Below are 24,205 nucleotides of genomic sequence, written 5' to 3'. Positions count from 1 at the left end.
GCCCCCTGGTAGTCTGTCTCCCTCAGTGTGTACCCGCGCCGGGCGGGCCCTTGAGGTAAAGGTGGTGGCCTCCGGCGGCCGCCACCTCCAGCGCCGCCCGCGCCCCGCGCTGGCCCGCGACATCGGCGAGGTCGGGCGGCGGCTCGCCCGCGGCAGTCCGCGCGGAGAGCCCCGCGACCGCGCCGGCCCCCGGGAGCGTCAGCCCGGCCAGCGCCGGGTCGGGGCGTCCGTTCTCCGGCCCGGTGTCCTCCTCGGGGACCGGCTCGTCGTTGAGCACCGCGATCAGCTGCCGCAGGCTGCGCACCCCGAGCACCGAGACACCCGGCACCAGGGCCGCCTCGGAAGCGGTCTGCTCCGGCACGACGACCTGCTGGTGTCCCGCCTCGGCGGCCGCGAGCACCGCCGGGAGCACGCCCCGCACGGGCCGGACCCGGCCGTCGAGCCCCAGCTCGCCGATCATCATGACGTCGGCGATCTGCCGCGGGTCGATCCGCTCCGCGGCACCGAGCACCGCGCAGGCCACAGCGAGATCGAAGCCGCTGCCGCCCTTCGGCACCGAGGCGGGGCTGAGTCCCACGGTGAGCTTCTTCTGCGGCCAGTCGGCGCCGGAGTTGACGACCGCGGCGCGGACCCGGTCACGGGACTCCACCAGGCTCTTGTCCGGCAGCCCGACGAGCGCGAACGCCGCCATCCCCGGCTCCAGGTCCGCCTGGACCTCCACCACCACGCCCTCGACGCCGACCAGGGCGACCGAGCAGGTGCGGGCGAATCCCATCAGGACACCCCCCGGGCGTGCTCCAGCACCGGGGCGCCGCGGCCGGGGAGCAGCACGCCGACCAGATCGATCCGCACCCCGCCCGGCGGCGGCCCCTGCCCCGGCCTGCGCTCGGCCAGCCAGCGGGCCGCGAGCCGCCGCAGCCGCACCGCCTGCCGCCGGTGGACGCCCGCCATCGGATGCTCGTAGCCGGCCGCGCGGCGGGTCTTCACCTCGCAGATCACCAGGGCGTCACCGTCCCTGGCGACGATGTCGATCTCGCCCTCCCGGCAGCGCCAGTTGCGCTCCAGCACTGTCATCCCGGCCTGGGCCAGCCGTCGCGCCGCCAGGTCCTCCCCGTAGCGGCCGAGCGCTCGTCGCGCGTTCATCGGCACCACCTCCGGCACCGACTCTGGCCGGTCTCCGGATTCCCGGTGGATCTTGGACGGGAACGGTGGACTACTCGCTGGTTGTGGACAACGCGGTCACCCGCCGGGGTGAAAACGCGGACTCGCGGCCCTCACACTCGCCTCACGCGCCCCACTGGCCGCGGGCCTCACTCGCCTCACGTGCCATCGTCGCGGGCCCCGCTCGCCTCACGCGCCCCACTAGCCGCAAGCCCCGCTCGCCTCGCGCCCCACTAGCCGCCGGCCTCACTCGCAGCGCGCCCCACTCGCCTCACTCGCTGAATCCGGACTCCCCCGGCAGCTCGAGGTCGCTCTTGTTGAGCTCCTCGATGTTCACGTCCTTGAAGGTGAGCACCCGCACCTGCTTGACGAAGCGGGCCGGCCGGTACATGTCCCACACCCAGGCGTCCGCCATCGACACCTCGAAGAACACCTCGCCCTGGACCGAGTGCACCTGCATCTCGTAGTCGTTGGTGAGGTAGAAACGCCGCTCGGTCTCGATCACGTATTTGAACAGGCCGACGACATCGCGGTACTCCCGGTAGAGCTTCAGCTCCATCTCGGTCTCGTACTTCTCGAGGTCTTCGGCGCTCATGCCACGTCCCCTTCACCAGTGCGTCCCCCTATTGTGCGTCAGGTCCGCGCCGTCTCCTGGCCGCGGACCCGCTCCGGGGGGACTCTCGTCGATCAGTGTGCGCAGCGGCTGTGCGAACCCGTTCGGGTACACCGTCTCACGGGGCGCCGCCCGTTCCCCGGAGGTCGGCCGCCACGTGCCCCGCTCCCCCGTGAGCGCTGCGCGCGGGGACCCGGGGGAAGCCCGCATGCGTACCGGGCTTCCGCCGCGCGGAACGCCACGGCCCGCCTAGGCGCGGGCCGGGGCCTTCCTCCGCCGCCGGTTCGCGACCGGGCCGTACGCGGCCCCGCCCAGGATCAGCGCCGTACCAGCGACCACGGCCCAGGTGAGCGGCCGCAGCGGCCCGGGTTCCGACACACCGCCCGGCAGCCCCTCGAAGGCGGCGGGCCGGGGCAGCATCCCGAGGTCCTCCAACGGCCAGGCCGCGGCGTCCACCCGGCCGCTGACCGCCGCCCGGGGCACGGCGCCGTGGTCGCCGTCCGCCAGGTGTTCCCGGGAGTCCAGTGACGCGCCGCGGTTGTCGCCCAGTAGGAAGAGGCTGTCCCGGGGGACCGTCGCGGAGAAGGTGCTGGGCGAGGCCGGGCCGTCGCCGGGGAGATACGACTCGTCGACCGGCTCACCGTTCACGGTGAGCCGGCCTTCGTCGTCACAGCAGGCGACCTTGTCCCCGCCGGTCCCCACGACGCGCTTGATCATCGGGAGGTCGCCCCACACCTCGTCGGTGAAGACGACCACGTCGCCGCGGCGCACCTCACCGCCGTCGATGCGCTCGGCGAGCACCCGGTCGCCGGGGGCGACGGTCGGCGCCATCGAGTCGGTCGGCACCGTGTACGGCTGGTACAGCAGCGCGGCCCAGGCGAACCCGCCCAGGAACAGCACGCAGCCGACCGCGACGGCGATTCCGGACAGCACGCCGCCCAGCTTGCCGCTGCCGTCCGCCGTACGTCCCGCTGTGCTCATCCCGGCTCCCCGGATCGAAGACCTGGGACGGCACCCTACCCGGCGGTACCGTCCGGGGTCAGCCGCCCGGCTGGGCCTTCTCCGCCGCGCTCTCCCGGCCCTGCGGCGAAACCGGGAACTCCCGGGCGATCAGCCTGCGGCGGCGCCACAGGACGAGCGGCACCGCCCCGGCGAACCCGAGGGCCACGGGAGCGGCCGCGCCGGCCGCGTTCAGGGCGGGCTGGTCGAACGTGCCCGGGACCGGAAGCCCCTGCCAGCGGTTGACCGGCCATGCCACCACGACCGCCCGGCCGACGACCTCGTCCACCGAGACCGTCCCGGCGCCCGGGAGGTTCTGGTGGTAGCGCGAGTCGAGGCTGTTCTGCCGGTTGTCGCCCATCACCCAGATCCGGCCGTCGGGAATGGTGACCGGCCCGAAGGGCTTGTCCCCGCACGGGGTGCTGCCCGGGTAGAGGTAGTCGGTCTCGTCCAGCGCCTTGCCGTTGACGCGGACGGCGCCGTCCTTCGCGCACTCGACGGTGTCCCCGCCGACTCCGATGACCCGCTTGATCAGGTCCTTCTCCTCGGCCGACGGCATCAGCCCGATGAAGCTGAGCACCTTCTGCACACCGCCCGCCACGGCGCCGGTCTCGGTGGCCCCGGTGTCACCGAGCCAGCCGCCCGGGTCGTGGAAGACGACGACCTCGCCGCGCTCGGGCTCGCCGCCGAACCACGGGGTCAGCTTGTCCACCAGCACCCGGTCACCGCGCTGCAGGGTGTTCTGCATCGAGTCCGAGGGAATCGAGAACGCCTGGAGCAGAAAGGTCTTGATCAGAAGGGCCAGCAGCAGTGCGATTCCGACGAGGATCGGCAGTTCCTTCCAGAAGGAACGCTGCTTCTTGCCCGCCATCTCTCCCCCGTCATCGCCTCCGCCGCCGTCCTCGGACCGATCGCGCCGGCCGTCCTCCAGCCGCTTCCCGGACTCGCCGGGCTCTTCGTGACCGGAACGTGCGCCGACCGCCACATCCCCCACAATTACTCCTCACTCCACGCTGCCGCCTGAGCCGCGCACGGCGCAGGCCCACCACTCCCATAACGAGCGAGAGTTCCGCAGGAGTCGGGAGTTGGACCGTCGCTTGCACATCCCGGGCCGGCTCGGGCCCGGAGTGTCCAGTATGAGCCCCTGGCCTCTCGGTTCGTGGACCCGGGGCGGCCGCGGGTGTCGCGCCGTCGCGCCCGTCGGGCACGGATGCGTACGTCTCCGGTTCCTCCAGGCGCCGCCAGTGGTCGAACGGCCAGGCGATCACCATGGCCCGGCCGACGACCAGGTCCTCGGGGACCGTGCCGTCGGCGGCCTCGTTGAGGTGGAAACGGGAGTCGGCGGAGTTCGCCCGGTGGTCGCCCATGACGAACAGGCGCCCGGCCGGGACGTCCACTTCGAACTTCATGTCGGACGGCGTGTTCCCCGGGTGCACGTACGGCTCCGCGAGCGGGGTGCCGTTGACGGTGACCTTGCCGTCCTTGTCACAGCACTTCACGGTGTCCCCGCCGACCGCGACGACCCGCTTGATCAGGTCCTGCTCGTCGGCGGAGGGCAGCAGTCCGATGAAGGTGAGCAGTTCCTTGCCCTGCTTGATCACCACGGGGTCGTCGGCGGGTTCGGACTGCTCCCCCGCCAGCCAGCCCCCGGGGTCCTTGAAGACCACGACGTCGCCCCGCTGCGGCTTCGAGCCGAACCACGGGGTGAGCTTGTCGACCAGCACCCGGTCGCCGATGCGGATGGTCTGTTCCATCGATCCGGAGGGGATCACGAACGCCTGGACGAGAAAGGTCTTGAGCGCCAGCGCGATCACCAGGGCGACCGTGATCAGTATCGGCACTTCCTTCAGCGCGGACCTGCGGCGGCGGCGCTTGATGCGCCGGGCGGTCCTGCGGCGCTCGGCCCTTCCTCCGGTGACCCTGCCGCCCGAGGGGCGGGTGCCGGTGGGCAGCCGGGTGTCGGCGGGGGCCCGGTGGTGGCCGTACCGGGGGCGGCCGCGGCTACCCACGCCCGCCGCCCGCTATCTGGCCGGCGGAACCGGGCACCCGGTCGAACGCGGGTGTTCCGCCGAGGCCGGTCCAGCGGTCGGACGGCCAGCCGATCCAGTCGGCCCTGCCGATGACGCGGTCGACGGGCACCGTACCGCCGCCGGGCTCGCCGAGATGGTCGCGGGAGTCACGTGAGTCGCTGCGGTGGTCACCCATGACGAAGAGTCTGCCCTCTGGAACGGCAATGTCGAAGGGCACGTTCGACGGGCTGTCGCCCGGCCGCAGGTAATCCTCGTCGAGGGCCACGCCGTTCACCTTGATCCTCCCCCGCTCGTCGCAGCAGGTGACCCGGTCGCCGCCGACCCCGACCACCCGTTTGACGTAGTCGGTCTCCGCGGGCTCCGCGAGTCCCACCGCCGCGGCGGTCTTCCGCAGCAGTCCTGCCATCGCCCCACCGGACCCGCCGCCGTGGACGAACGATCCGGTGCCGTCGAACACAATTACGTCCCCGCGGCGCGGTTCGTTGCCGAAACGATACGCGAGCTTGTTCACGAGCACCCGGTCTCCGACGCGGAGGGTGTTCTCCATGGAGCCGCTCGGGATCAGGAACGGCTGGACGACATAGGCGCTGAGCAGCGCCAGCACAAGGGCGCAGGCGGCCAGGAGCATCCCCGCGCGCCGCCAGGGACCGCTGTCGTACCAGCGGTCCAGCAGGGCGGAGCACACGGAACGCAGAGAGCGCGACCGCCGCTCCCGCCCCTCGTCGGGGCCGGGAGAGCGGTCGCGCTCCGGAAGCTGTTCGTCGGTGTCCATCGACCGGAGAGCCTATCCGGCCCGGCGGTGAGGACCCGCTGTACGTCAGCTGTCGCGCTTCTCCTTGATCTTCGCGGCCTTGCCGCGCAGCTCACGGAGATAGTACAGCTTGGCGCGGCGCACGTCACCGCGGGTGACGACCTCGATCTTCTCGACGATCGGGGTGTGCACCGGGAAGGTGCGCTCGACGCCGACGCTGAAGCTGACCTTGCGGACCGTGAAGGTCTCGCGGACACCGGCGCCCTGGCGGCGGATGACCACGCCCTTGAACTGCTGGACACGGGAGCGGTTGCCCTCGATGACGCGCACGTGGACGTTCACGGTGTCGCCGGGGCGGAAGGCGGGGACGTCGGTGCGCAGCGACGCGGCGTCGACGGAGTCGAGAAGGTGCATGACCGTCTGCTTTCCTCGCTGATGCCACAGGTCATCAGCGGTATGTCGGAATGATGATGGGGTACCGCCGAGGACGGCGGCGGCGCGGCGGGCGGGCGTCGTTCCCCCTGTGGCAGGGGCGCACGCCGGACGCACAACAGCGGCCTATTCTTCCACGTCCCCGGCCGCCCGCCCAAATCGGCCGTCCTCCCGCTCCACCCAGCCGAGCTCGGCGAGGATCCTGCGGTCGTCCTTGTCGTACGCGGCGGGGTCGGCGCGTACGATCAGGTCGGGCCGGTTGCGGGTCGTGCGCCGGAACGCCTCGTCGCGGCGCCAGCGGGCGATCTTCCCGTGGTGCCCGCTGAGCAGCACCTCCGGGATGCCGCGGCCGCGCCACTCCGGCGGCTTGGTGTAGACGGGACCCTCCAGCAGCGCGGCCATCTCTCCGGGCGCGAAGGAGTCGTCGCGGTGGGACTCGGCGTTGCCCAGCACGCCGGGGAGCAGCCGGGCCACGGCCTCGGTGATCACCAGGACCGGGGCCTCGCCGCCGGCCAGCACGTAGTCGCCGATGGACACCTCGAGGACCTCGTACCGCTCGGCGTACTCCTCGACGACCCGGCGGTCGATGCCCTCGTAGCGCGCCGGGGTGAAGACGAGCCAGGGCCGCCCGGCGAGCTCGACGGCGAGTTCCTGGGTGAACGGCCGGCCGCTGGGCGTGGGGACCACGACGACCGGGCTCACCGGTTCCCGCACGCCTTCTCCGGCGCCGTCCCCGGTGCCGGAGGCGATGACCGCGTCGAGCGCCTCGCCCCAGGGCTCGGGCTTCATGACCATGCCGGGGCCGCCGCCGTACGGGGTGTCGTCGACGGTGTTGTGCCGGTCGTGCGTCCAGTCCCGCAGGTCGTGGACGCGGACGTCGAGCCGGCCGCGGGCACGGGCCTTGCCCACCAGCGAGACGTTCAGCGGCTCCAGGTACTCCGGGAAGATCGTGATGACGTCGAGCCTCATCCGCGGTCCTCGTCGCGGCTGCCGGCGATCTCGGCCTGTGCGTCGTCGAGGAGCCCGGGGGGCGGGGTGACCACCGCGCGCTGCTGCTCCAGGTCGATCTCGGGGACCATCTCGGAGACGAAGGGGATCAGCACCTCGCCGCCCTCCGGCCGCCGGACGACCAGCAGGTCCTGGTACGGCAGGTGGGCGATCTCGCTGATCCGTCCGACGGCGGTGCCGTCGGCGGTGACGACGTCGAGATCGACGAGCTGGTGGTCGTAGAACTCCTCGGGGTCGTCCGGGACCTCCTCCGGGTCCACCTCGGCGATCAGCAGGGTGTTGCGGAGGGCTTCGGCGGCGGTGCGGTCCCGGACCCCCTCGAAGCGCAGCAGCAGCCGGCCGCTGTGCACACGGCCGGACTCGATGGTCAGCGGTCCCGCCGAGGCGGGCTCCGTGGCCAGCACGGCTCCCGGACCCAGCCGCAGCTCGGGCTCGTCCGTCCGCACCTCGACCGTGACCTCGCCCTTGATCCCATGGGCACGGCCGATCCTGGCGACTACCAACTGCACGGTGTGTTCTCCGGGTCTGTGTTACCGCGTAAGGGCTCTGTGCTTCTGTGTTACCGCGTCAGGGCTCGTGATCGTGGTCGCGAAGGGCTCTCGTGGCACCGCGAGGCGCCTTCAAGCTCGCGAGCGGTCGGCCTCCGCTGCCCCCCGTCCGTCCGCTGCGCCCTGTCCGTGGTTCGCGGTTCGCGGTTCGCGCGCGGAAGAGCTGTGTCACGGGCGGAGGCGCTGTGAACGCCGAAGGGGCCGGGAGCGGCTCTCGCCACCCCCGGCCCCGCAGCTCGGCCGTCATCAGACCTGGTCGACGTCCACCAGGTCGACACGGATGCCGCGGCCGCCGATGGCGCCCACGACCGTGCGCAGGGCGCGAGCGGTGCGCCCGTTGCGGCCGATCACCTTGCCGAGGTCCTCGGGATGGACCCGGACCTCGAGCACGCGCCCGCGACGCAGGTTGCGCGAGGCGACCTGCACGTCGTCGGGGTTGTCGACGATGCCCTTCACCAGGTGCTCGAGGGCTTCCTCGAGCATCCTCAGGCCTCGGTCGACTCGGTGGAAGCGGTGTCAGCCGAGGCGGCAGCCGCCTCGTCCGCCTTCTTGTCGGCCTTCTTCGCCTTCGGGGTGATCGCCTCACCCTTCGGCTCGTCGCCGCCCGACTTCGCGGCGGCCTCGAAGAGGGCGCGCTTGTCAGCCTTCGGCTCCGGGACCTTCATCGGCTCGGGGGCCGGCAGGCCCTTGAACTTCTGCCAGTCACCGGTGACCTTGAGGATCGCCGCGACGGGCTCGGTCGGCTGGGCGCCGACGCTCAGCCAGTACTGGACCCGCTCGGAGTCGACCTCGATGCGCGAGGGGTTCTGCACCGGGTGGTACAGGCCGATCTCCTCGATGGCCCGGCCGTCACGGCGGGTCCGGGAGTCGGCGACGATGATGCGGTAGTGAGGCGACCGGATCTTGCCCAGACGCTTCAGCTTGATCTTGACTGCCACGGGAGTGGTGTCTCCTGCTCTACGACGAGTTTGAGCATGACGTCTCCCGCGTGGGGTTGCGGGATTCGAGTGCTCGATGGACGCGTCAGCCGAGGGAGAGAGGGGTCCGGACCGGCTGCCGAGTACTCAGCGGTCCATTCTGCCACATCGCGACGGCACCGCCGTACGGCCCTGCGGCTTCGCGCGCGCGTGGGGGGCGGCCGCGGGCCGGTACGGCGTCGTCAGGCGACCGCGACCGCCTCGGGGATGCGGAACGGCTTGCCGCAGCCGCCGCACACGATCGGGGCCTGGGCCAGCACGGACGGGACCACGCGGACGTTGCGCCCGCAGTCGCAGACGGCCTTCACCCGGACTCCTCCGCCGGACGAACCGTGCCGGGCGGCGGGGCCGCGGAAGCTGCGCTCGGCGTCTCCCGTCGTCGCGGCGCTGTACGCCTTGAGCGCACGGTGCAGCCGCTCGATGGTCGGGCGATATCGCTTTCTCGCCTCGGGCGTGAGGCTCACCAGCGAGAAGCCGCTGCTGGGATGCGGCTCGTCCGGGTGGTCCAGCCCCATCTCCTCGGCGATCGCGAGGAATCTGCGGTTGTGGTAGCGGCCGGCCCGGGAGGTGTCGCGGACACCCCGGGACGCGGCGATGCCGTGGACTGCCTCGTGGAGCAGTCGTTCGAAGGAGAGGTCGGCGCCGCAGGCGGACGAGGACTCTCCGATGAGGGCTTCGGGCGCGGCAAGATCCGGCAGCTCGGGGTGGTGCCGCTGAATGTCGGCCCACGCCTGCGCCAGCTCTGCGGCGAGAACAAATGGTGTCGTGCTCACGTCGTGAACAACGAGCCGGACCGCCCCGGTGTTCCGATACCGGGCATCCCAAATAATTTGCACGTACCAGTCAGTACAGGTTCATGCGCGGGCGACGAGGGCGCGTGCGCCGATGTGTGGAGAAGTAGTGCAGCTCGCAACAAGGCGGTACTTACCCGCGCGTACGCCCCGGCGCGGGACCGGCCTCGCGCGCCGGGGACACGGCTCGCCACGGCGCTCTCGCGCGGTGCGGCGCTCACAGACGCCCACGGACGCCCACGACCCGTACAGCCCGCACGGCCCGCCCCGGCCGCGGGTCTCGCGAGCGAGCGTACCGGGCGCACCCTCCGGCCCGGGCGCCGCCCCGCGCCCCGTCCTCCGCACCGGTCACGGGATCGGGCCGCTGCCGAGGCCGCGCCTCCTGAACTCGACGTAGCCGAGCCGCTTCACGGCGGCTCTGCCGTGGCGGAGTCGGTACGGCGGTGGCACTCTGAAACGGTGAGCCGGCACCCCCGGTGCACGCCCGTACCGCGCGGAAGCGGGGCGCACAGGGGGAGCACCGGGGCACCGTCGCACACCCCCTGGAACTCGGCAGCCCGTGCGGAGTTCGCCGGCTCCGGGGGGACGCGGCACCGCGCGACCACGGGGGCGGGCAACCACAGACACGCACTGAGCTCTCGGCGGATTGGGGCGCTTCGATGACACCCACGCTCGTTCGGCAGCACCAGCACCTCGCACCCCCGGCCGCACACGGCCACCGGGACGCGTACGCCCGAGCACGCGATTGGGCGGAGATCCAGGAACGGATGCTGGTGCCGCTCTACGAGGCGGTCTACGCACGACTGGAGATCGGCACCGGCGACCGGCTGCTCGGCCTCGGCTGCGGATCCGGGCTCGCCCTGCTGATGGCCGCCGCCCGGGGCGCCTCCGTGACGGGCACGGACACCGACGGCAGGCGGCTGGCTCTCGCCGAGGAGCGGCTCCGGCCCGGCACCGCCCCGCACGGCTCGCCCGCGGACGGACCGCGCGTGGTCGGCGGCGGCCCGGCGGCGGTCGCGGCCGAGGGAGGGCCGCGCTTCACCGCGGTCACCGCCTTCGATCCGCAGTCCGGTGCGGACGGTGAGCTGGTGCCGATGCTCACCGCGGCCGCGGCGCTCGCCGAGCGCGGCAGCCCCGTCGTCATCGCCGGCTGGGGACCACCGGAGCGCTGCGCGACGGCCTCGGTGCTCCGGGCGGCGACCCGGCAGGCCGCGCGGCCGCCGGACCTCGGCCCGGGATACGGCAGCGCGCCCGGCGGCTGGCGGCCGTACGGACGGGACGCGCTGGAGGAGGCGGCGCACCGGGCGGGGCTGCGGCCCGACGGGTCCGGCCGGCTCTCCTGCCCGTTCGGTTACGCGGACCCGGAGAGCGCGGTCCGCGGCCTGCTGTCCACCGGGCTGTTCGACGCGGCGGCGGAGGCGGCGGACGAGGCGCAGGTGGAGAAGGAGCTGGCGGAGGCCCTGCACCCGTATGTCCGCCGGGACGGCACCGTCTGGATGCCGAACGTCTTCCGCTATCTCATCGCCCGCGTCTGACGCGGCCCCGCAGCTTCGAAAGCACTCACGCCCGGGGCCGGCCGACGCTCCCGTGCCGGCTCGCGCCCCGGCGTACGGCTCGCGCCCCGGCGTACGGCTCACGCTCCGGCCCCGCTCCGCGCCGCGGCCGGGTCGTGCCGCCGGTCCGGAAACCCCGCGGGACCGGGCACGACCGGGCCGGTGGCACGCACCTTCCCCCGGGCGAGGGCGCTCGGCGCTCAGCCCATGAACTTCTTGAACTCGTCGGGCAGTTCGAAGTCCTGCGCGTCCTGACCCGGCGGCAGTCCGAGCGGGTTCGCCGCCTGCTGCTCGCGGCGCTCCGCGGCGGCCTGCTCCTCGGCCTTGCGCTTCATCGGGTTGCCGCTGCGGCGCTTGCCCTTGGCCTGCTTCTGCTGTTTCTTCTTCTTGCCCGCGCCACCGCCGGGCATCCCCGGCATGCCGGGCATCCCCGGCATGCCGCCGCCCTGGGCCATCTTCGACATCATCTTGCGGGCCTCGAAGAAGCGTTCCACGAGGTTCTTCACCGCGCCGACCTCGACGCCCGAGCCCTTGGCGATACGGGCCCGGCGCGAGCCATTGATGATCGTCGGCTCCGCCCGCTCGCCCGGCGTCATCGACTTGATGATGGCGGCGGTGCGGTCGACGTCCCGCTCGTCGAGGTTGTTGATCTGCTCCTTCATCTGCCCCATGCCGGGCATCATGCCGAGCAGCTTGGAGATGGAGCCCATCTTGCGGACCTGCTCCATCTGGGCCAGGAAGTCGTCGAGCGTGAACTCCTTCGGGCCCTTGGCCAGCTTGGCGGCCATCTTCTCGGCCTCGGCCTGGCTGAAGGTCTGCTCGGCCTTCTCGATCAGGCTGAGGACGTCGCCCATTCCGAGGATGCGGGACGCCATGCGGTCCGGGTGGAACGCGTCGAAGTCGTCCAGCTTCTCGCCGTTGGAGGCGAACATGACGTTGCGGCCGGTGACGTGCGCGATGGAGAGCGCGGCACCGCCCCGCGCGTCACCGTCGAGCTTGGACAGCACCACGCCGTCGAAGCCGACGCCGTCGCGGAACGCCTCGGCGGTGTTCACCGCGTCCTGGCCGATCATCGCGTCGACGACGAAGAGGATCTCGTCGGGGCGGACGGCGTCGCGGATGTCCGCGGCCTGCCGCATCAGTTCCTCGTCGATGCCGAGCCGGCCGGCGGTGTCGACGATCACGACGTCGTGCTGCTTGGTCCTGGCGAACTCGACCGAGTCCTGGGCGACCTTCACCGGGTCGCCCACGCCGTTGCCCGGCTCGGGCGCGAAGACCGCGACGCCCGCCCGCTCGGCCACGACCGAGAGCTGGTTGACGGCGTTGGGGCGCTGGAGGTCACAGGCGACGAGCAGCGGAGTGTGGCCCTGGCCCTTCAGCCACAGGCCGAGCTTGCCCGCGAGGGTCGTCTTGCCCGCGCCCTGCAGACCGGCCAGCATGATCACGGTCGGCGGGTTCTTGGCGAACCGCAGGCGGCGGGTCTCGCCGCCGAGGATGCCGACGAGTTCCTCGTTGACGATCTTGATGACCTGCTGGGCGGGGTTCAGTGCCTGGGAGACCTCGGCGCCGAGTGCCCGCTCCTTGACCTGCTTGATGAAGGCGCGCACCACGGGCAGCGCGACATCCGCCTCCAGCAGCGCGATGCGGATCTCACGTGCGGTGGCGTCGATGTCCGCCTCGGACAGGCGGCCCTTGCCCCGGAGGGTTTTGAAGGTGCTCGCCAAGCGGTCGGAAAGGGTGTCGAACACGTCGCTCGTCGGTCCTCGCGTCGGGGGCGGAGTGAATCACCGTCCAGGATATCGGTCCCGTACAGGCCTCCCGTCCCTGCCCGTCGGGGAACGGCGGGCAGGGCGGCGCTACGCCCGCTCCTCGGCACCCGCCAGCGCGGCCTGCAGGGCCCGCGCCACCTCGGACGCGCGGACGCCGGTGAGCGGGGCTCCGTCGGTGCCCGTCAGGTAGAAGGCGTCGACCGCGTTCGCGCCGAGCGTGCTGACATGGGCGCTGCGGACCCGTACCGCGGCCTCCTCCAGCGCCCGGCCGATCCGGTGCAGCAGTCCGGGGGCGTCCTGGGCGCGCACCTCCAGCACGGTCGCGTGCCGGGAGGCGGCGGGGGCGACCGTCACCCGTGGCGGCGGCGGGCGCACGCCCCGGCGGCGCGGGTACGCGGAGTCGCGCTCCGCCAGCCGCGCGGCCACGTCGAGGGAGCCGTCGAGCGCCCGCAGCAGGTCCTGGCGCAGCCGGGCGGTGTCCGGCAGGGATCCGTACTCGGCCGCGACCCGCCAGGTCAGCAGGAGTACGGCGCCGTCCCCCGCCCCGTCCGGCTCGCCGCCCCCGGCGCCCGCGGGCGGCGCGGGCGGTTCCAGTTCCCGCAGGTCGGCGGCGCGCACGGTCATCCGGTGCAGGGAGAGCACCCCGGCCGCGGCGGGCAGCACGCCCGGGCGCTCGGGAACGGCGATGAGAAGTTCGACGCCGACGGGCTCCGCGGCCCGCTCCTCCCCGGTGTCCGTACCCCGGTCCGCGCCGCCGCCCGTTCCCGGCTCCGTACCGCCGTCCGCCGGGGCCTCCCCCGGGTACGGCGGCGTGTCCGGCCGGGGCCGGAGGGCCAGCACCGGGCCGCCGGTGCGCCGGGCCTCCATCGCGAGCCGCTCCTGCTCGGCCGTCGGCTGCTCCCCGGCGTCGCCGGGAGGGGCGGCCGCCCCGCCCGCCAGGACGGCGGCGGTGCGCTTGACGAGGTCGCCGACGAGGGAGGCGCGCCAGGTGCTCCACGCCGCGGGCCCGGTGGCCAGCGCGTCCGCCTCGGTGAGGGCGTGCAGGAGTTCCAGGGTCTCGGTGCCGCCGACGGTCTCGGCGACGGACTGGACGGTGGCCGGGTCGTCCAGGTCCCGCCGGGTCGCGGTCTCCACGAGCAGCAGATGGTGCCGCACCAGGGTGGCGAGCACGGCGGTGTCCGCGCGGTCGAAGCCGATCCGGCGGGCCACGTCACGGACGATGACCTCCCCGGCCACGGAGTGGTCGCCCGGCCAGCCCTTGCCGATGTCGTGCAGCAGCGCCGCGACGAGCAGCAGGTCGGGGCGGCCCACGCGGCGGCTCAGCGCGCCCGCCCGGACCGCGGTCTCGACGAGGTGCCGGTCGACCGTCCAGATGTGCACGGCGTTGCGCTGCGGACGGCAGCGGACCCGTTCCCAGTCCGGCAGCAGCCGGGTGATCAGCCCCTCCGCCTCCAGCGCGTCCCACACCGCGACGGCGGGCTCTCCCGCGCCGAGCAGGGTGACCAGTTCCTCCCGGGCCTCGGCCGGCCACGGCACGGGCAGCGGGCGGGCCGCGGCGGCCAGCCGCCGCACGGTGTGCAGCGACAGCGGCAGGCCCGCCTGGGCGGCGGCGGCCGCGGCGCGCAGCGGCAGCACGGGGTCGTGTTCGGGGCGTGCGGTGCGCGCGAGCACCGCCTCGCCGTCCTGTTCCACGACGCCCTCGGCGAGCGGGGTGCGCCCCTCCGCGCCGCCGCCCGGCCGGCGTCCGGCCGCCGTGCGCCCCGCCCGCCCGGGGAGCAGCTTCCCCAGCTTGGGACGGGAGGCGCGGGACCGCAGCACCCGGCCCACCTCGCGCCAGGTGACGTCGCCGGCGTACGACACGGTGCGCGCGGCCTCGTAGACCCGGCGCAGCAGCGCGTCGGCGTCCAGCAGGCCGAGGCCGGCCGCCACCTGGTCCTGCTCCTGGAGGGCCAGCCGGTCGGTGGCCCGCCCGGTGGCCAGGTGCAGGGCGTCGCGGGTGTCGAGCAGCAGGGCGCGGGCCTCTGCCAGGCCCTCGCGCGGCGCGTCCGCGAGCCAGGAGGCGGCCACGGCGCGCAGGGCGGTGAGGTCGCGGAGGCCGCCGCGCGCCTCCTTGAGATCGGGTTCCAGCAGGAACTGCAGCTCTCCGTTGCGCCGGGCGCGCTCCGTGCACAGCTCGTGCAGCTCCGGCAGCCGCCGCGCGGCCTGGTTGCGCCACTCGGCGAGCACCGCGGTGCGCAGCTGTGCGGACAGCGAGACGTCCCCGGCCAGATGCCGGGCGTCGAGCAGGCCGAGCTGCACCTTCAGGTCCTCGGCCGCGGTCTTGCGGGCCTGGGCGGGGGTCCGTACGGAGTGGTCGAGGTCGAGCCCGAGGTCCCAGACGGGGTACCAGATGCGGTCGGCCATGACCGCGACGGTCGCGGCGTCCGCCGTGCCGTCGTGCAGCAGCAGCAGGTCGAGGTCGCTGCGCGGGGACAGCTCGCCGCGCCCGTAGCCGCCGACGGCGACCAGCGCGATGCCCCGCGGCCGGGCCGGCGGTGCGGCGGTCGGCCCGTTCCGGGCGCCCCGGCCGCCGCCGCGGGCGGCCGCGTCCGCCGCACCGGCCTCGAACAGCGCGGCCAGCCAGTCGTCGGTGAGCCGTGCCAGCGCCGAACGGCGCGGCGGCCCGGGCTCCGCCTCCCGCGCCAGGAGACGCATCCGGGCCGCCGCGTAGCCCTCGGGCCGGTCCGTCGTGTCCGGGGTGTGCTGCGCGCTGTCCGTCACCCGATTCCCCTCGTTCGCAGGCGGTACGGAACGCGCCGGGCGGCCCGCGCGGTGCCGCGGGCCGCCCGGCGGTCCACTACAGGGCGTCCGGGCCGCGGTCACCGGTGCGGACGCGGACGGCGGTCTCGACGGGGGTGCTCCACACCTTGCCGTCACCGATCTTGCCGGTACGGGCCGCCTTCACGACGACCTCGATCAGCTGCTCGGCGTCGCCGTCCTCGACCAGCACCTCGATACGGACCTTGGGCACCAGGTCGACGGTGTACTCGGCGCCGCGGTAGACCTCGGTGTGGCCGCGCTGGCGCCCGTAGCCGCTCGCCTCGGTGACCGTCAGTCCCTGGACGCCGAAGGCCTGGAGTGCCTCCTTGATCTCGTCCAGCCGGTGCGGCTTCACGACTGCCGTGATGAGCTTCATGCGTCCACCTTCTTGTTCTTCGGCGCGGCGGCACCGGTCACGCCGCTCTCGGGGTCCGGAACCGTACTACGGGCGGAGGACGGGCCGCCGACGGCGCTGAAGTCGTAGCCCGTCTCCGCGTGGTACGCCTGGTCCAGACCGGAGGTCTCCTCGTCCTCGGTGGCCCGGAAGCCGATCGTGACGTCGACGAGCTTGGCCAGCAGCCAGGAGGCGACGAACGAGAACGCCATCACCGAGAAGGCACCGACGGCCTGCTTGCCCAGCTGCGTCATGCCGCCGACACCATCGATGGCCAGCACACCGACGAGCAGGGTGCCGACGACACCGCCGACGAGGTGGACGCCGACGACGTCGAGGGAGTCGTCGTAGCCCAGCTTGTACTTGAGGCTGACGGCCCAGGAGCAGAGGGCACCGGCGACGACGCCGATGAGGATCGCGCCGAGGGCGTTGACGTGCGCGCCGGAGGGCGTGATCGCCACCAGGCCGGCGACCGCGCCGGAGGCGGCGCCCAGCGTGGTGAACGCGCCGTGCCGGATCCGCTCGTACGCGAGCCAGCCGAGCATCGCGGCTCCGGTGGCGACCTGGGTGTTCAGCGCCATGCTCGCGGCGGTGCCGTTGGCGGCCAGGGCCGAACCGGCGTTGAAGCCGAACCAGCCGAACCACAGCAGGGCGGCGCCGAGCATGACCAGCGGCAGGCTGTGCGGCCGCATCGGCTCCTTCTTGAACCCGATGCGCCTGCCGACGACGAGGACCGCGGCCAGGGCGCCGATACCGGCGTTGATGTGCACGGCCGTGCCGCCCGCGAAGTCGATGACCTCCAGCTTGAACAGCCAGCCGTCCGCCTGCCACACCCAGTGCGCGACCGGGAAGTAGACGACGGTGACCCAGAGGCTGATGAAGAGGGCCCAGCCGGTGAACTTCACGCGGTCCGCGAGGGCACCGCTCATCAGCGCCGGGGTGAGCACCGCGAACATCAGCTGGAAGCAGGCGAAGGCGAAGACCGGGATGCCCTCGTCGCCGCCGGTCAGCGTCTCGAAGTCGATGCCCGACAGCCCGACGTGGTCCAGGTTGCCCAGCAGCCCGCCGCCGATGTCGTCACCGAACGCCAGGGAGTAGCCGTAGAGCACCCAGAGGATGCTGACGATCCCGAGCGAGATGAAGGACATCATCAGCATGTTGAGGGCGCTCTTGACCCGTACCATGCCGCCGTAGAAGAAAGCCAGGCCCGGTGTCATCAGCATCACGAGCGCGGCACTGATCAGTACGAATGCGGTATCTGCGCCATTCAATGTCGACGTCTCCTCGAAGCGAAGGCCCGTGCGGGATGAAACATGAGGGCCGGTTTTCGCCTAGAGATTGGCGCAGCGCCGTTTCCGCCGATGCCGCCAGGTGTTTCGGCACAGTGACGAAGAGCACGTCCGTGTTACGTCCCGGTGAACTGCGGTACGGCGCCCGCTGCCGGTCCGGGCCGGGGCCGCGCACGCCCGGGCCCCCGGCGCGGTACGGCGCCGGGGGCCCGGGTGGGCCGGACGTCAGACGGCCCGGCCGCGCTCCGCGGAATCCGGCAGCCGGCGGGCCAGCAGCTCGGTCACATGCAGCACTTCGGCCACTTCCCCGAATTCGCGGGCGGCGGCGTCCACGGTCTTGCGGAGCCGGTTGTTCACCCGCTCGGAACGGACCCGGCAGGCGACTCCGAGCGCTTCCCCGGCCAGGGCCGCGGACTGCTCGGGCTCCTTCTTCAGCAGATGAACGGTGGCCATGCCGATCAGATTCAGCGCATACGACCGCTGATGTTCCGCGTCCTGGCTGAAAAGCTCCACCGCCCGGGCCATCACGGGCTCGGCGAGCGAGGCGTAGGTCGGGCTGCGGCCGGCCACATAGGCCAGGTCACGGTAGGAATGGGAGTTCTCGCCGTTCAGCTCCGCCTCGGAGAAGAACCGGATCCAGTCCGGGTCGCCGTCCCCGGCGCTCACGTCGGCGAAGGTGTCCTCGGCCATGCGGACCGCGCGCCGGCACTTGCCGGGAGCGCCCATGTTGGCGTAGGCGCGGGCCTCCATCGCATACAGCATGGCCTGCGTCCGGGCGGTCGCGCAGTCCCGGCTGCCGTACTGCGCGAGATGCACCAGCTCCAGCGCGTCCTCCGGCCGGCCCAGATGGATCATCTGCCGGCTCATGTCGGAGAGGATGTACGAGCCGAGAGGCTTGTCCCCCGCCTCCTTGGCCGCGTGCAGCGCGAGCACGAAGTACTTCTGGGCGGTGGGCTGGAGGCCCACGTCGTAACTCATCCAGCCGGCCAGCTCCGCCAGCTCGGCCGTGACCCCGAAGAGCCGCCGGGCCACCGCCTCGGGGTGCGGCTCGTGCAGCAGGTCGGTGACCTCGTGGAGCTGTCCCACGACCGCCTTGCGGCGCAGACCGCCGCCGCACTGGGCGTCCCACTGCCGGAACATCGCCGTGGTGCTCTCCAGCAGCTCCAGCTCCGGCAGCGACAGCCGGGACGGGCGCCCGCCCCGGTCCCGGACGCCGGGCTCCCCGCCGCCCCCGCCCCCGCTCCCGGGCCGGGCCGCCGGGGCGGGCACCAGCCACCGCTGGAGCGGTTCGACCAGGGAGGGCCCGGCGGCCAGGGAGAGCGAGCTGCCGAGGAAGCCGCGGCGCGCGAGCATCAGGTCGCTGCGGGAGAACTCGCTGATCAGCGTGACGGTCTCGGGCCCGGTCCAGGGCAGGTCGACACCGGCCGGCGAGATGGACCGGTGGGCGGTGCGCAGCCCCAGGTCCTCGGTCGTCACGACGCACCCGAAGCGCTCGGAGAACAGCTCGGAGAGGATCCGCGGAATCGGCTCGCGGGGCTGCTCGCCGTCGAGCCAGCGGCGCACCCGGGAGGTGTCGGTGCTGATGTGGTGGGCACCGAGCCGGCGGGCCCTGCGGTTCACCTGCCGCGCCAGCTCGCCCTTGGACCAGCCGCTGCGCAGGAACCACGATCCCAGCGGCTCGTTGGGGCGCTTCTCCGCGCTGCCGCCCGCGCCGCCGCTGCCGACCACTGGTAGGCCCCCGTCCCCGTACCGCGTCGTCCGCGTCGCTCGCCGCGCGGACGTCGTCCCAGAATGCCGCCTCTGCGCGGCCCTGTCCCGCAACCGCCGCCGCCGTCCGGCGGCCGTCCCGGAGCACCGGGACAGCTGCCTCATGCCTCCGGCATACCCGCGAACGGCGCCTGCCCAACGGGCGGTTCGGATACCGAAAGTAATCCTACGATCACCTCTCGCGCGAGCGCGAACCCGGAAACGCCACCATTCGCCACCCCTTCGGATGAACCCACCCGCCGGACTTCGCGCTTCACTTGACAGGGGACGAGACCCACCGGCGGACAGGCGCTCACGGGGGCGCGCGTGCCGCCGTCCACCACCTGGCAGACCACGCGGCGCCATCCGGGCCCCCACCCCCGCGACACAACGTCACATCACGGCTCCGTGCCGTAACCGCGGCACGGGTGACCCGTTGGAGAGGACATGGGTTTCACGATCGGCGGCATCCGGGAACTGCGCTCCGGCACGCGGCGCCGCGGCCGGGCTTCCGACTGCACAGTGGTGGCCGAGTACACCGCGCTCTACGGCTGGGACGTGGTGCCCGGCGCCCGGGCGGGGCGCACCCCGGGCGAGACCTCGGGCGCCTGCTCCTGCGGGGCCGCCGACTGCCCCGCACCCGGCGCGCACCCGCTGCCCTTCGGCCCCGAGGTGCCGGCCGGGGCCACCCTCGGCGAGGTGACCGCGGCCTGGTCCGAGGTGCCGGGAGCGGCCGTGCTCCTGCCCGTCGGCCGCTCGTTCGACGTGATCGACATCGCCGAGGCCGCCGGCCGGCACGCCCTCGCCCGCATGGAGCGGATGGGGCTGCCGCTCGGCCCCGTCGCGGCGACGCCCGAGGGCCGCGCGCACTTCCTGGTCGCCCCCGGGGCCTGCGCCGAACTCCCCGAGCTGCTCTACCGCACCGGCTGGGACGACACCCGGCTCGACCTGCGCTGCCTCGGCCCGGGCAGCCACATCACCGCGCCGCCCTCGGACCTCGCGGGGCTGGGGCCGGTCCGCTGGCTGCGTCCCCCGACGCTGGACACCGTGGGGCGGCTCCCGCAGGCCCGGCTGCTCCTCGGCACCCTCGCCTTCGTGTCGCACCGGTCCGCCCCGTGACGCCCGCGCGAACGCCGTAACGCCCGCGCGACCGTAACGCCCGCGCCGCGGCCCCGCCGGTGCCGGTCAGTCGCCGATCAGGGCGTCGACGAACGCCTCCGGCTCGAACGGTGCCAGGTCGTCGGCGCCCTCCCCGAGGCCCACCAGCTTCACCGGCACCCCCAGCTCGCGCTGCACGGCCACGACGATGCCGCCCTTGGCGGTGCCGTCCAGCTTGGTCAGCACGATGCCCGTGATGTCCACGACCTCGGCGAACACCCGGGCCTGCACCAGCCCGTTCTGGCCCGTCGTGGCGTCGAGCACCAGCAGCACCTCGTCGAGCGGCCCGTGCTTCTCGACGACCCGCTTCACCTTGCCGAGTTCGTCCATCAGCCCGGCCTTGGTGTGCAGCCGCCCCGCGGTGTCGATGAGCACCACGTCGGCGCCCTCGGCGATGCCCTCCTTCACCGCGTCGAAGGCGATCGAGGCCGGGTCACCGCCCTCCGGCCCGCGGACCGTACGGGCACCGACACGCTCACCCCAGGTCTGGAGCTGGTCGGCGGCGGCGGCACGGAAGGTGTCGGCCGCGCCGAGCACCACGCTCCGCCCGTCGGCGACGAGCACCCGGGCGAGCTTGCCGGTGGTGGTGGTCTTCCCGGTGCCGTTGACACCGACGACCATGACGACCCCGGGGACCTCCAGCCCGCCCTCGGTGTGCACGGCGCGGTCCGCCTCGGTGCCGACCAGCCCGAGCAGCTCCTCGCGGAGCAGGGTGCGCAGCTCCTCGGGGGTGCGGGTGCCCAGGACCCGTACCCGCTCGCGGAGCCGCTCGACGAGCTCCTGGGTCGGGGCCACCCCGACATCGGCGGCCAGCAGGGTGTCCTCGATCTCCTCCCAGGTGTCCTCGTCGAGGTGCTCCCGGGAGAGCAGCGTGAGCAGCCCCTTGCCCAGGGAGTTCTGCGAACGCGAGAGACGGGCACGGAGCCGGACGAGCCGGCCCGCGGTGGGCTCGGGGACCTCGACGGCCGGGGCCTCCGGCACGGCGGGCGGCACGACGGCCGGTTCCTCCGTGGCGGTCGCGCCGCTGCCGGGCAGGCCGACGTCCTCGACGGTCCGGCGTTCTTCGCCGCCCGGCCTCTCGGCTTCCTCCCCGACGCGCGGCTCGGCGGGCGGGGCAGTGACGGTCGGTGCGCTCGGCGGCGGGGGCGGCAGCTTCTTCTTGCGGCTGCTGACCACGAGTCCGCTGATGGCGCCGATCGCGACCAGTGCGATGACTACAGCAAGGATGACGATTTCCATAACTCCATCAGTATCGGCCACCGGCCGCCGTGGCACGCCCGCCCCACCGCCCGGTGTCCCGCGGACCCCGGCACGGCACGCGCGCCACCACCCGGAACGGCCACTGCCCCGGCTCGGGAACGAGCCGGGGCAGTGACCGCGGAGGGAGCCGGGCGGCGGGGTGTCAGCCCATCTCCTCCAGCGCCTTGCCCTTGGTCTCCGGCACCCACTTGAGGATGAAGGGGATCGAGAGCAGGGCGAAGGCGGTGTACATCACGTACGCGCCGGAGAGGTTCCAGTCGGAGAGGGACGGGAAGCTGACCGTGATCGCCCAGTTGGCGACCCACTGGGCGGCGGCGGCGACACCCAGTGCGGCGGCGCGGATCCGGTTCGGGAACATCTCGCCGAGCAGCACCCAGACGACCACGCCCCAGGAGAGGGCGAAGAAGAGCACGAACGCGTGCGCGGCGAAGAGCGCCACCGTGCCCTGGGTGTCGGGCATCGAGATGTTGTCGCCGGTGCCGGTCTTGAAGGAGAACGCCCAGGCGGCGAGGCCGAGCGAGAGCGTCATTCCGGCGGAGCCGATGAGCAGCAGCGGCTTCCGGCCGTAGCGGTCGACGAAGACCATCGCGATCACGGTGCCGATGATGTTGATGATCGACGTGGTGAAGGAGTAGAAGAACGAACTCGTCGGGTCGATCCCCACGGACTGCCACAGCGAGGCGGAGTAGTAGAAGATCACGTTGATGCCGACGAGCTGCTGGAACACCGACAGCCCGATGCCGACCCAGACGATCGGCAGCAGGCCGAACCGGCCGCCCATCAGGTCCCTGAACGTCGACTTCCGGTCACTGCGCATGGCCAGCTCGATCTCGCCGACCCGGGTGTCCAGGTCGACGTGCGCGCCCTCGACCTCGCGCAGCACCTGCCGGGCGCGGTCCTTCCGGCCGGCGGAGATCAGGAAGCGCGGGGACTCGGGAATCACGAACGACAGCAGTCCGTAGAGCGCCGCCGGGACGACCATCACGCCGAGCATCCACTGCCAGGCCTCGAAGCCCGCGATCTCGCCGCGCTGGTCGCCGTCGGCGAGGCTGAGGATGCCGAAGTTCACCAGCTGGGACGCCGCGATGCCGATCACGATCGCGGCCTGCTGGAACGAGCCGAGCCTGCCGCGGTACGCGGGCGGCGCCACCTCGGCGATGTAGGCCGGGCCGATCACCGAGGCCATGCCGATGGCGATGCCGCCGACCACCCGCCACAGGGCGAGGTCCCACAGGGCGAACGGCAGGGCGGAGCCCACCGCGCTCGCCGTGAACAGCAGGGCGGCGATCTGCATCACCCGGATACGGCCGATCCGGTCGGCGATCCGGCCCGCGACCGCCGCGCCGATGGCGCAGCCGATGAGGGCGGCCGCGATCACCTGGGCGAGGGCTTCGGAGCCCACGTCGAAGCGTTCGCGGATGGCCACGACCGTGCCGTTGATCACGGAGCTGTCGTAGCCGAACAGGAAGCCGCCCATCGCGGCGGACGCCGCGATGAAGATGACATGGCCGATGTGCTCCGGACGGGCCTTGCGGCCCTCCGGCGTCGGCGTCGCGGTGCTGGACACGTTCTCTCCTGAAGCCCGGCCGCGTTGCCGGGCGTGGGGGGTGGAACCTCCAGTGGCGCACGAATCGGGGAGTGCCACCACTTGAAGGTAAAAGCAACGTTGCAGAGACTATGCCTTCAAGTTTCTAAGTCAATACCCGTCGAGTAACGAGTTTTCGACCATGAATCAGAGTGGATCTTTCGAGACTTGAAGAAATGAACTGATGCCCGTCCGGGACTGATGCCCGTCCGGGACGGCTGTCAGTCGTCGGCCGTGAGCCGTGGGCCGCCGCCGGGCACCGGCCGGCAGCCGGCCGGGTCCCCGGCGGCTGCCGGCCCCGTCCCGCCGGCTGCCGGCCCCGTGTGATGCCGGCCGCCCGTGCCGCTCCCGGCTAGTGCAGGCGCTGGCTGATGACCTTGGACACTCCGTCGCCCTGCATGGAGACGCCGTACAGCGCGTCCGCGACCTCCATCGTCCGCTTCTGGTGGGTGATCACGATCAGCTGGGAACTCTCCTGCAGCTCCTCCATGATCCGGATCAGCCGCTGCAGGTTGGTGTCGTCGAGCGCAGCCTCCACCTCGTCCATGACGTAGAACGGGCTCGGCCGGGCCTTGAAGATCGACACCAGCAGCGCCACCGCGGTCAGCGACCGCTCGCCGCCGGACAGCAGCGACAGCCGCTTGACCTTCTTGCCCGGCGGCCGGGCCTCGACGTCCAGGCCGGTGGTCAGCATGTTGTCCGGGTCGGTCAGGATCAGCCGCCCCTCGCCGCCCGGGAAGAGCCGGGAGAAGACCCCTTCGAACTCGCGTGCGGTGTCCCGGTAGGCCTCGGTGAAGACCTGCTCGACCCGCTCGTCGACCTCCTTCACCACCTGCAGCAGGTCCGCCCGGGTCTTCTTCAGGTCTTCGAGCTGCTCGGTGAGGAACTTGTGCCGCTCCTCCAGCGCCGCGAACTCCTCCAGCGCCAGCGGATTCACCTTCCCGAGCTGCTGGTACGCCCGCTCGGCCGCCCTCAGCCGCTTCTCCTGGGCGGCCCGGACGTACGGCACCGGCCGGTTGCGCGGGTGTTCCGGGTCCTCCGGCAGCTCCTCGCCCTCGGCGGGCGGCGACGGCGGCACCGGCTGGTCGGGCCCGTACTCGGCCACCAGCACGGACGGCTCGACGCCCAGCTCCTCCATCGCCTTGGTCTCCAGCTGCTCGATCCGCAGCCGCTTCTCCGCCCCGAGCACCTCGCCGCGGTGCACCGAGTCGGTGAGCTTGTCCAGCTCGCTCTTGAGGTCCCGGCCGCGGTCGCGCTCGGCGGCCAGCCCCGTTTCCCGGTCCGCCTTCGCCCGCTCGGCGGCGGCGCGCTCCTCCTCGGCCCGCACCAGCGACACCTCGAT

At 72.9% G+C, this 24,205-nt stretch carries 22 protein-coding genes and 1 pseudogene; 2 read left to right on the top strand and 21 right to left on the bottom strand.

Translation table 11 applies throughout. The features are described 5' to 3' along the window. Nucleotides 1-31: 31 nt before the first annotated feature. The 13 genes and pseudogenes from GCU69_RS01400 to GCU69_RS01340 form a co-directional block, all read right to left on the bottom strand. Nucleotides 32-775: pseudogene (locus tag GCU69_RS01400) on the bottom strand (magnesium chelatase domain-containing protein); the annotation flags it as partial. Continuing rightward, nucleotides 775-1,143, bottom strand: a complete 369-nt coding sequence (locus GCU69_RS01395; protein WP_098749787.1) for a YraN family protein — start codon at nt 1,141-1,143, stop codon at nt 775-777. The gene GCU69_RS01395 and the pseudogene GCU69_RS01400, both read right to left, overlap by 1 nt. A 289-nt stretch (nt 1,144-1,432) precedes the next feature. Further along, complete coding sequence (locus GCU69_RS01390) at nt 1,433-1,756, bottom strand: DUF2469 domain-containing protein (RefSeq protein WP_098749782.1); 324 nt, start codon at nt 1,754-1,756, stop codon at nt 1,433-1,435. Between the two features lie 267 nt (nt 1,757-2,023). Further along, nucleotides 2,024-2,755, bottom strand: a complete 732-nt coding sequence (gene lepB, locus GCU69_RS01385) for a signal peptidase I (RefSeq protein WP_156204905.1) — start codon at nt 2,753-2,755, stop codon at nt 2,024-2,026. A 58-nt stretch (nt 2,756-2,813) separates the two neighbouring features. Further along, entirely contained in the window at nt 2,814-3,704 is an 891-nt protein-coding gene (gene lepB / locus GCU69_RS01380; protein ID WP_408055745.1) for a signal peptidase I, read from the bottom strand. Continuing rightward, entirely contained in the window at nt 3,655-4,782 is a 1,128-nt protein-coding gene (lepB, locus tag GCU69_RS01375) for a signal peptidase I (protein ID WP_156204903.1), read from the bottom strand. Before lepB (GCU69_RS01375) ends, lepB (GCU69_RS01380) begins: the two co-directional genes overlap by 50 nt. Beyond that, nucleotides 4,775-5,575, bottom strand: coding sequence for a signal peptidase I (gene lepB, locus GCU69_RS01370; RefSeq protein ID WP_098749779.1), 801 nt, complete (start codon nt 5,573-5,575; stop codon nt 4,775-4,777). Before lepB (GCU69_RS01370) ends, lepB (GCU69_RS01375) begins: the two co-directional genes overlap by 8 nt. 45 nt (nt 5,576-5,620) lie before the next feature. After that, nucleotides 5,621-5,968, bottom strand: coding sequence for a 50S ribosomal protein L19 (gene rplS / locus GCU69_RS01365; RefSeq protein WP_098749778.1), 348 nt, complete (start codon nt 5,966-5,968; stop codon nt 5,621-5,623). Between the two features lie 144 nt (nt 5,969-6,112). After that, entirely contained in the window at nt 6,113-6,955 is an 843-nt protein-coding gene (gene trmD / locus GCU69_RS01360; RefSeq protein WP_156204902.1) for a tRNA (guanosine(37)-N1)-methyltransferase TrmD, read from the bottom strand. Then, nucleotides 6,952-7,503, bottom strand: a complete 552-nt coding sequence (gene rimM, locus GCU69_RS01355; protein WP_098749776.1) for a ribosome maturation factor RimM — start codon at nt 7,501-7,503, stop codon at nt 6,952-6,954. The genes trmD and rimM overlap by 4 nt, the downstream gene beginning before the upstream one ends. Nucleotides 7,504-7,788: 285 nt before the next feature. After that, a complete protein-coding gene (locus GCU69_RS01350) occupies nt 7,789-8,025 on the bottom strand; it encodes an RNA-binding protein (RefSeq protein WP_098749775.1) in 237 nt (78 codons plus the stop codon). Nucleotides 8,026-8,027: 2 nt separating this feature from the next. Further along, nucleotides 8,028-8,480 (bottom strand): 30S ribosomal protein S16, encoded by a 453-nt coding sequence (rpsP, locus tag GCU69_RS01345; RefSeq protein WP_098749774.1) that lies wholly within the window; start codon nt 8,478-8,480, stop codon nt 8,028-8,030. Nucleotides 8,481-8,701: 221 nt separating this feature from the next. Further along, nucleotides 8,702-9,292 carry a hypothetical protein gene (locus GCU69_RS01340; RefSeq protein ID WP_156204901.1) on the bottom strand — a complete coding sequence of 197 codons (591 nt, stop codon included), beginning with the start codon at nt 9,290-9,292 and terminating at the stop codon, nt 8,702-8,704. Nucleotides 9,293-9,969: 677 nt separating this feature from the next. On the opposite strand from GCU69_RS01340, the gene GCU69_RS01335 reads away from it, so the two are divergent. Next, nucleotides 9,970-10,845: an SAM-dependent methyltransferase gene (locus GCU69_RS01335; RefSeq protein WP_098749772.1), complete on the top strand. Its 876-nt coding sequence runs from the start codon at nt 9,970-9,972 to the stop codon at nt 10,843-10,845. Between the two features lie 218 nt (nt 10,846-11,063). Here the strand turns inward: GCU69_RS01335 and ffh are convergent, their stop codons facing one another. The 5 genes from ffh to nsdA all read right to left on the bottom strand — a co-directional run bounded on the left by ffh (nt 11,064) and on the right by nsdA (nt 18,842). Beyond that, nucleotides 11,064-12,611 (bottom strand): signal recognition particle protein, encoded by a 1,548-nt coding sequence (ffh, locus tag GCU69_RS01330; protein WP_098749771.1) that lies wholly within the window; start codon nt 12,609-12,611, stop codon nt 11,064-11,066. Between the two features lie 108 nt (nt 12,612-12,719). Beyond that, the gene (locus GCU69_RS01325; RefSeq protein WP_098749770.1) at nt 12,720-15,392 is read right to left on the bottom strand and encodes a [protein-PII] uridylyltransferase; all 2,673 of its coding nucleotides are present in this window, start codon (nt 15,390-15,392) and stop codon (nt 12,720-12,722) included. Nucleotides 15,393-15,468: 76 nt separating this feature from the next. After that, the gene (locus GCU69_RS01320; RefSeq protein ID WP_098749769.1) at nt 15,469-15,807 is read right to left on the bottom strand and encodes a P-II family nitrogen regulator; all 339 of its coding nucleotides are present in this window, start codon (nt 15,805-15,807) and stop codon (nt 15,469-15,471) included. Then, complete coding sequence (locus tag GCU69_RS01315; protein ID WP_098749768.1) at nt 15,804-17,096, bottom strand: ammonium transporter; 1,293 nt, start codon at nt 17,094-17,096, stop codon at nt 15,804-15,806. Before GCU69_RS01315 ends, GCU69_RS01320 begins: the two co-directional genes overlap by 4 nt. A gap of 243 nt (nt 17,097-17,339) precedes the next feature. After that, nucleotides 17,340-18,842, bottom strand: a complete 1,503-nt coding sequence (gene nsdA / locus GCU69_RS01310) for a transcriptional repressor NsdA (RefSeq protein WP_156204900.1) — start codon at nt 18,840-18,842, stop codon at nt 17,340-17,342. 465 nt (nt 18,843-19,307) lie between these two features. On the opposite strand from nsdA, the gene GCU69_RS01305 reads away from it, so the two are divergent. Beyond that, complete coding sequence (locus GCU69_RS01305; protein WP_098749767.1) at nt 19,308-19,979, top strand: bifunctional DNA primase/polymerase; 672 nt, start codon at nt 19,308-19,310, stop codon at nt 19,977-19,979. Between the two features lie 66 nt (nt 19,980-20,045). Here the strand turns inward: GCU69_RS01305 and ftsY are convergent, their stop codons facing one another. From ftsY to GCU69_RS01290, 3 genes are all read right to left on the bottom strand, one after another. After that, a complete protein-coding gene (ftsY, locus tag GCU69_RS01300) occupies nt 20,046-21,257 on the bottom strand; it encodes a signal recognition particle-docking protein FtsY (RefSeq protein WP_156204899.1) in 1,212 nt (403 codons plus the stop codon). 163 nt (nt 21,258-21,420) lie between these two features. Next, nucleotides 21,421-22,845, bottom strand: a complete 1,425-nt coding sequence (locus tag GCU69_RS01295) for a sugar porter family MFS transporter (RefSeq protein ID WP_156204898.1) — start codon at nt 22,843-22,845, stop codon at nt 21,421-21,423. 370 nt (nt 22,846-23,215) lie between these two features. Continuing rightward, on the bottom strand, nt 23,216-24,205 hold a 990-nt coding region (locus tag GCU69_RS01290), incomplete at its 5' end, for an AAA family ATPase (RefSeq protein ID WP_156204897.1).

It is taken from the genome of Streptomyces lycii (genome assembly GCF_009735685.1).
Lineage (GTDB): Bacteria > Actinomycetota > Actinomycetes > Streptomycetales > Streptomycetaceae > Streptomyces > Streptomyces lycii.
Note: the sequence above shows the minus strand (reverse complement) of the source record. Positions and strands in the feature narration are given on the sequence as shown.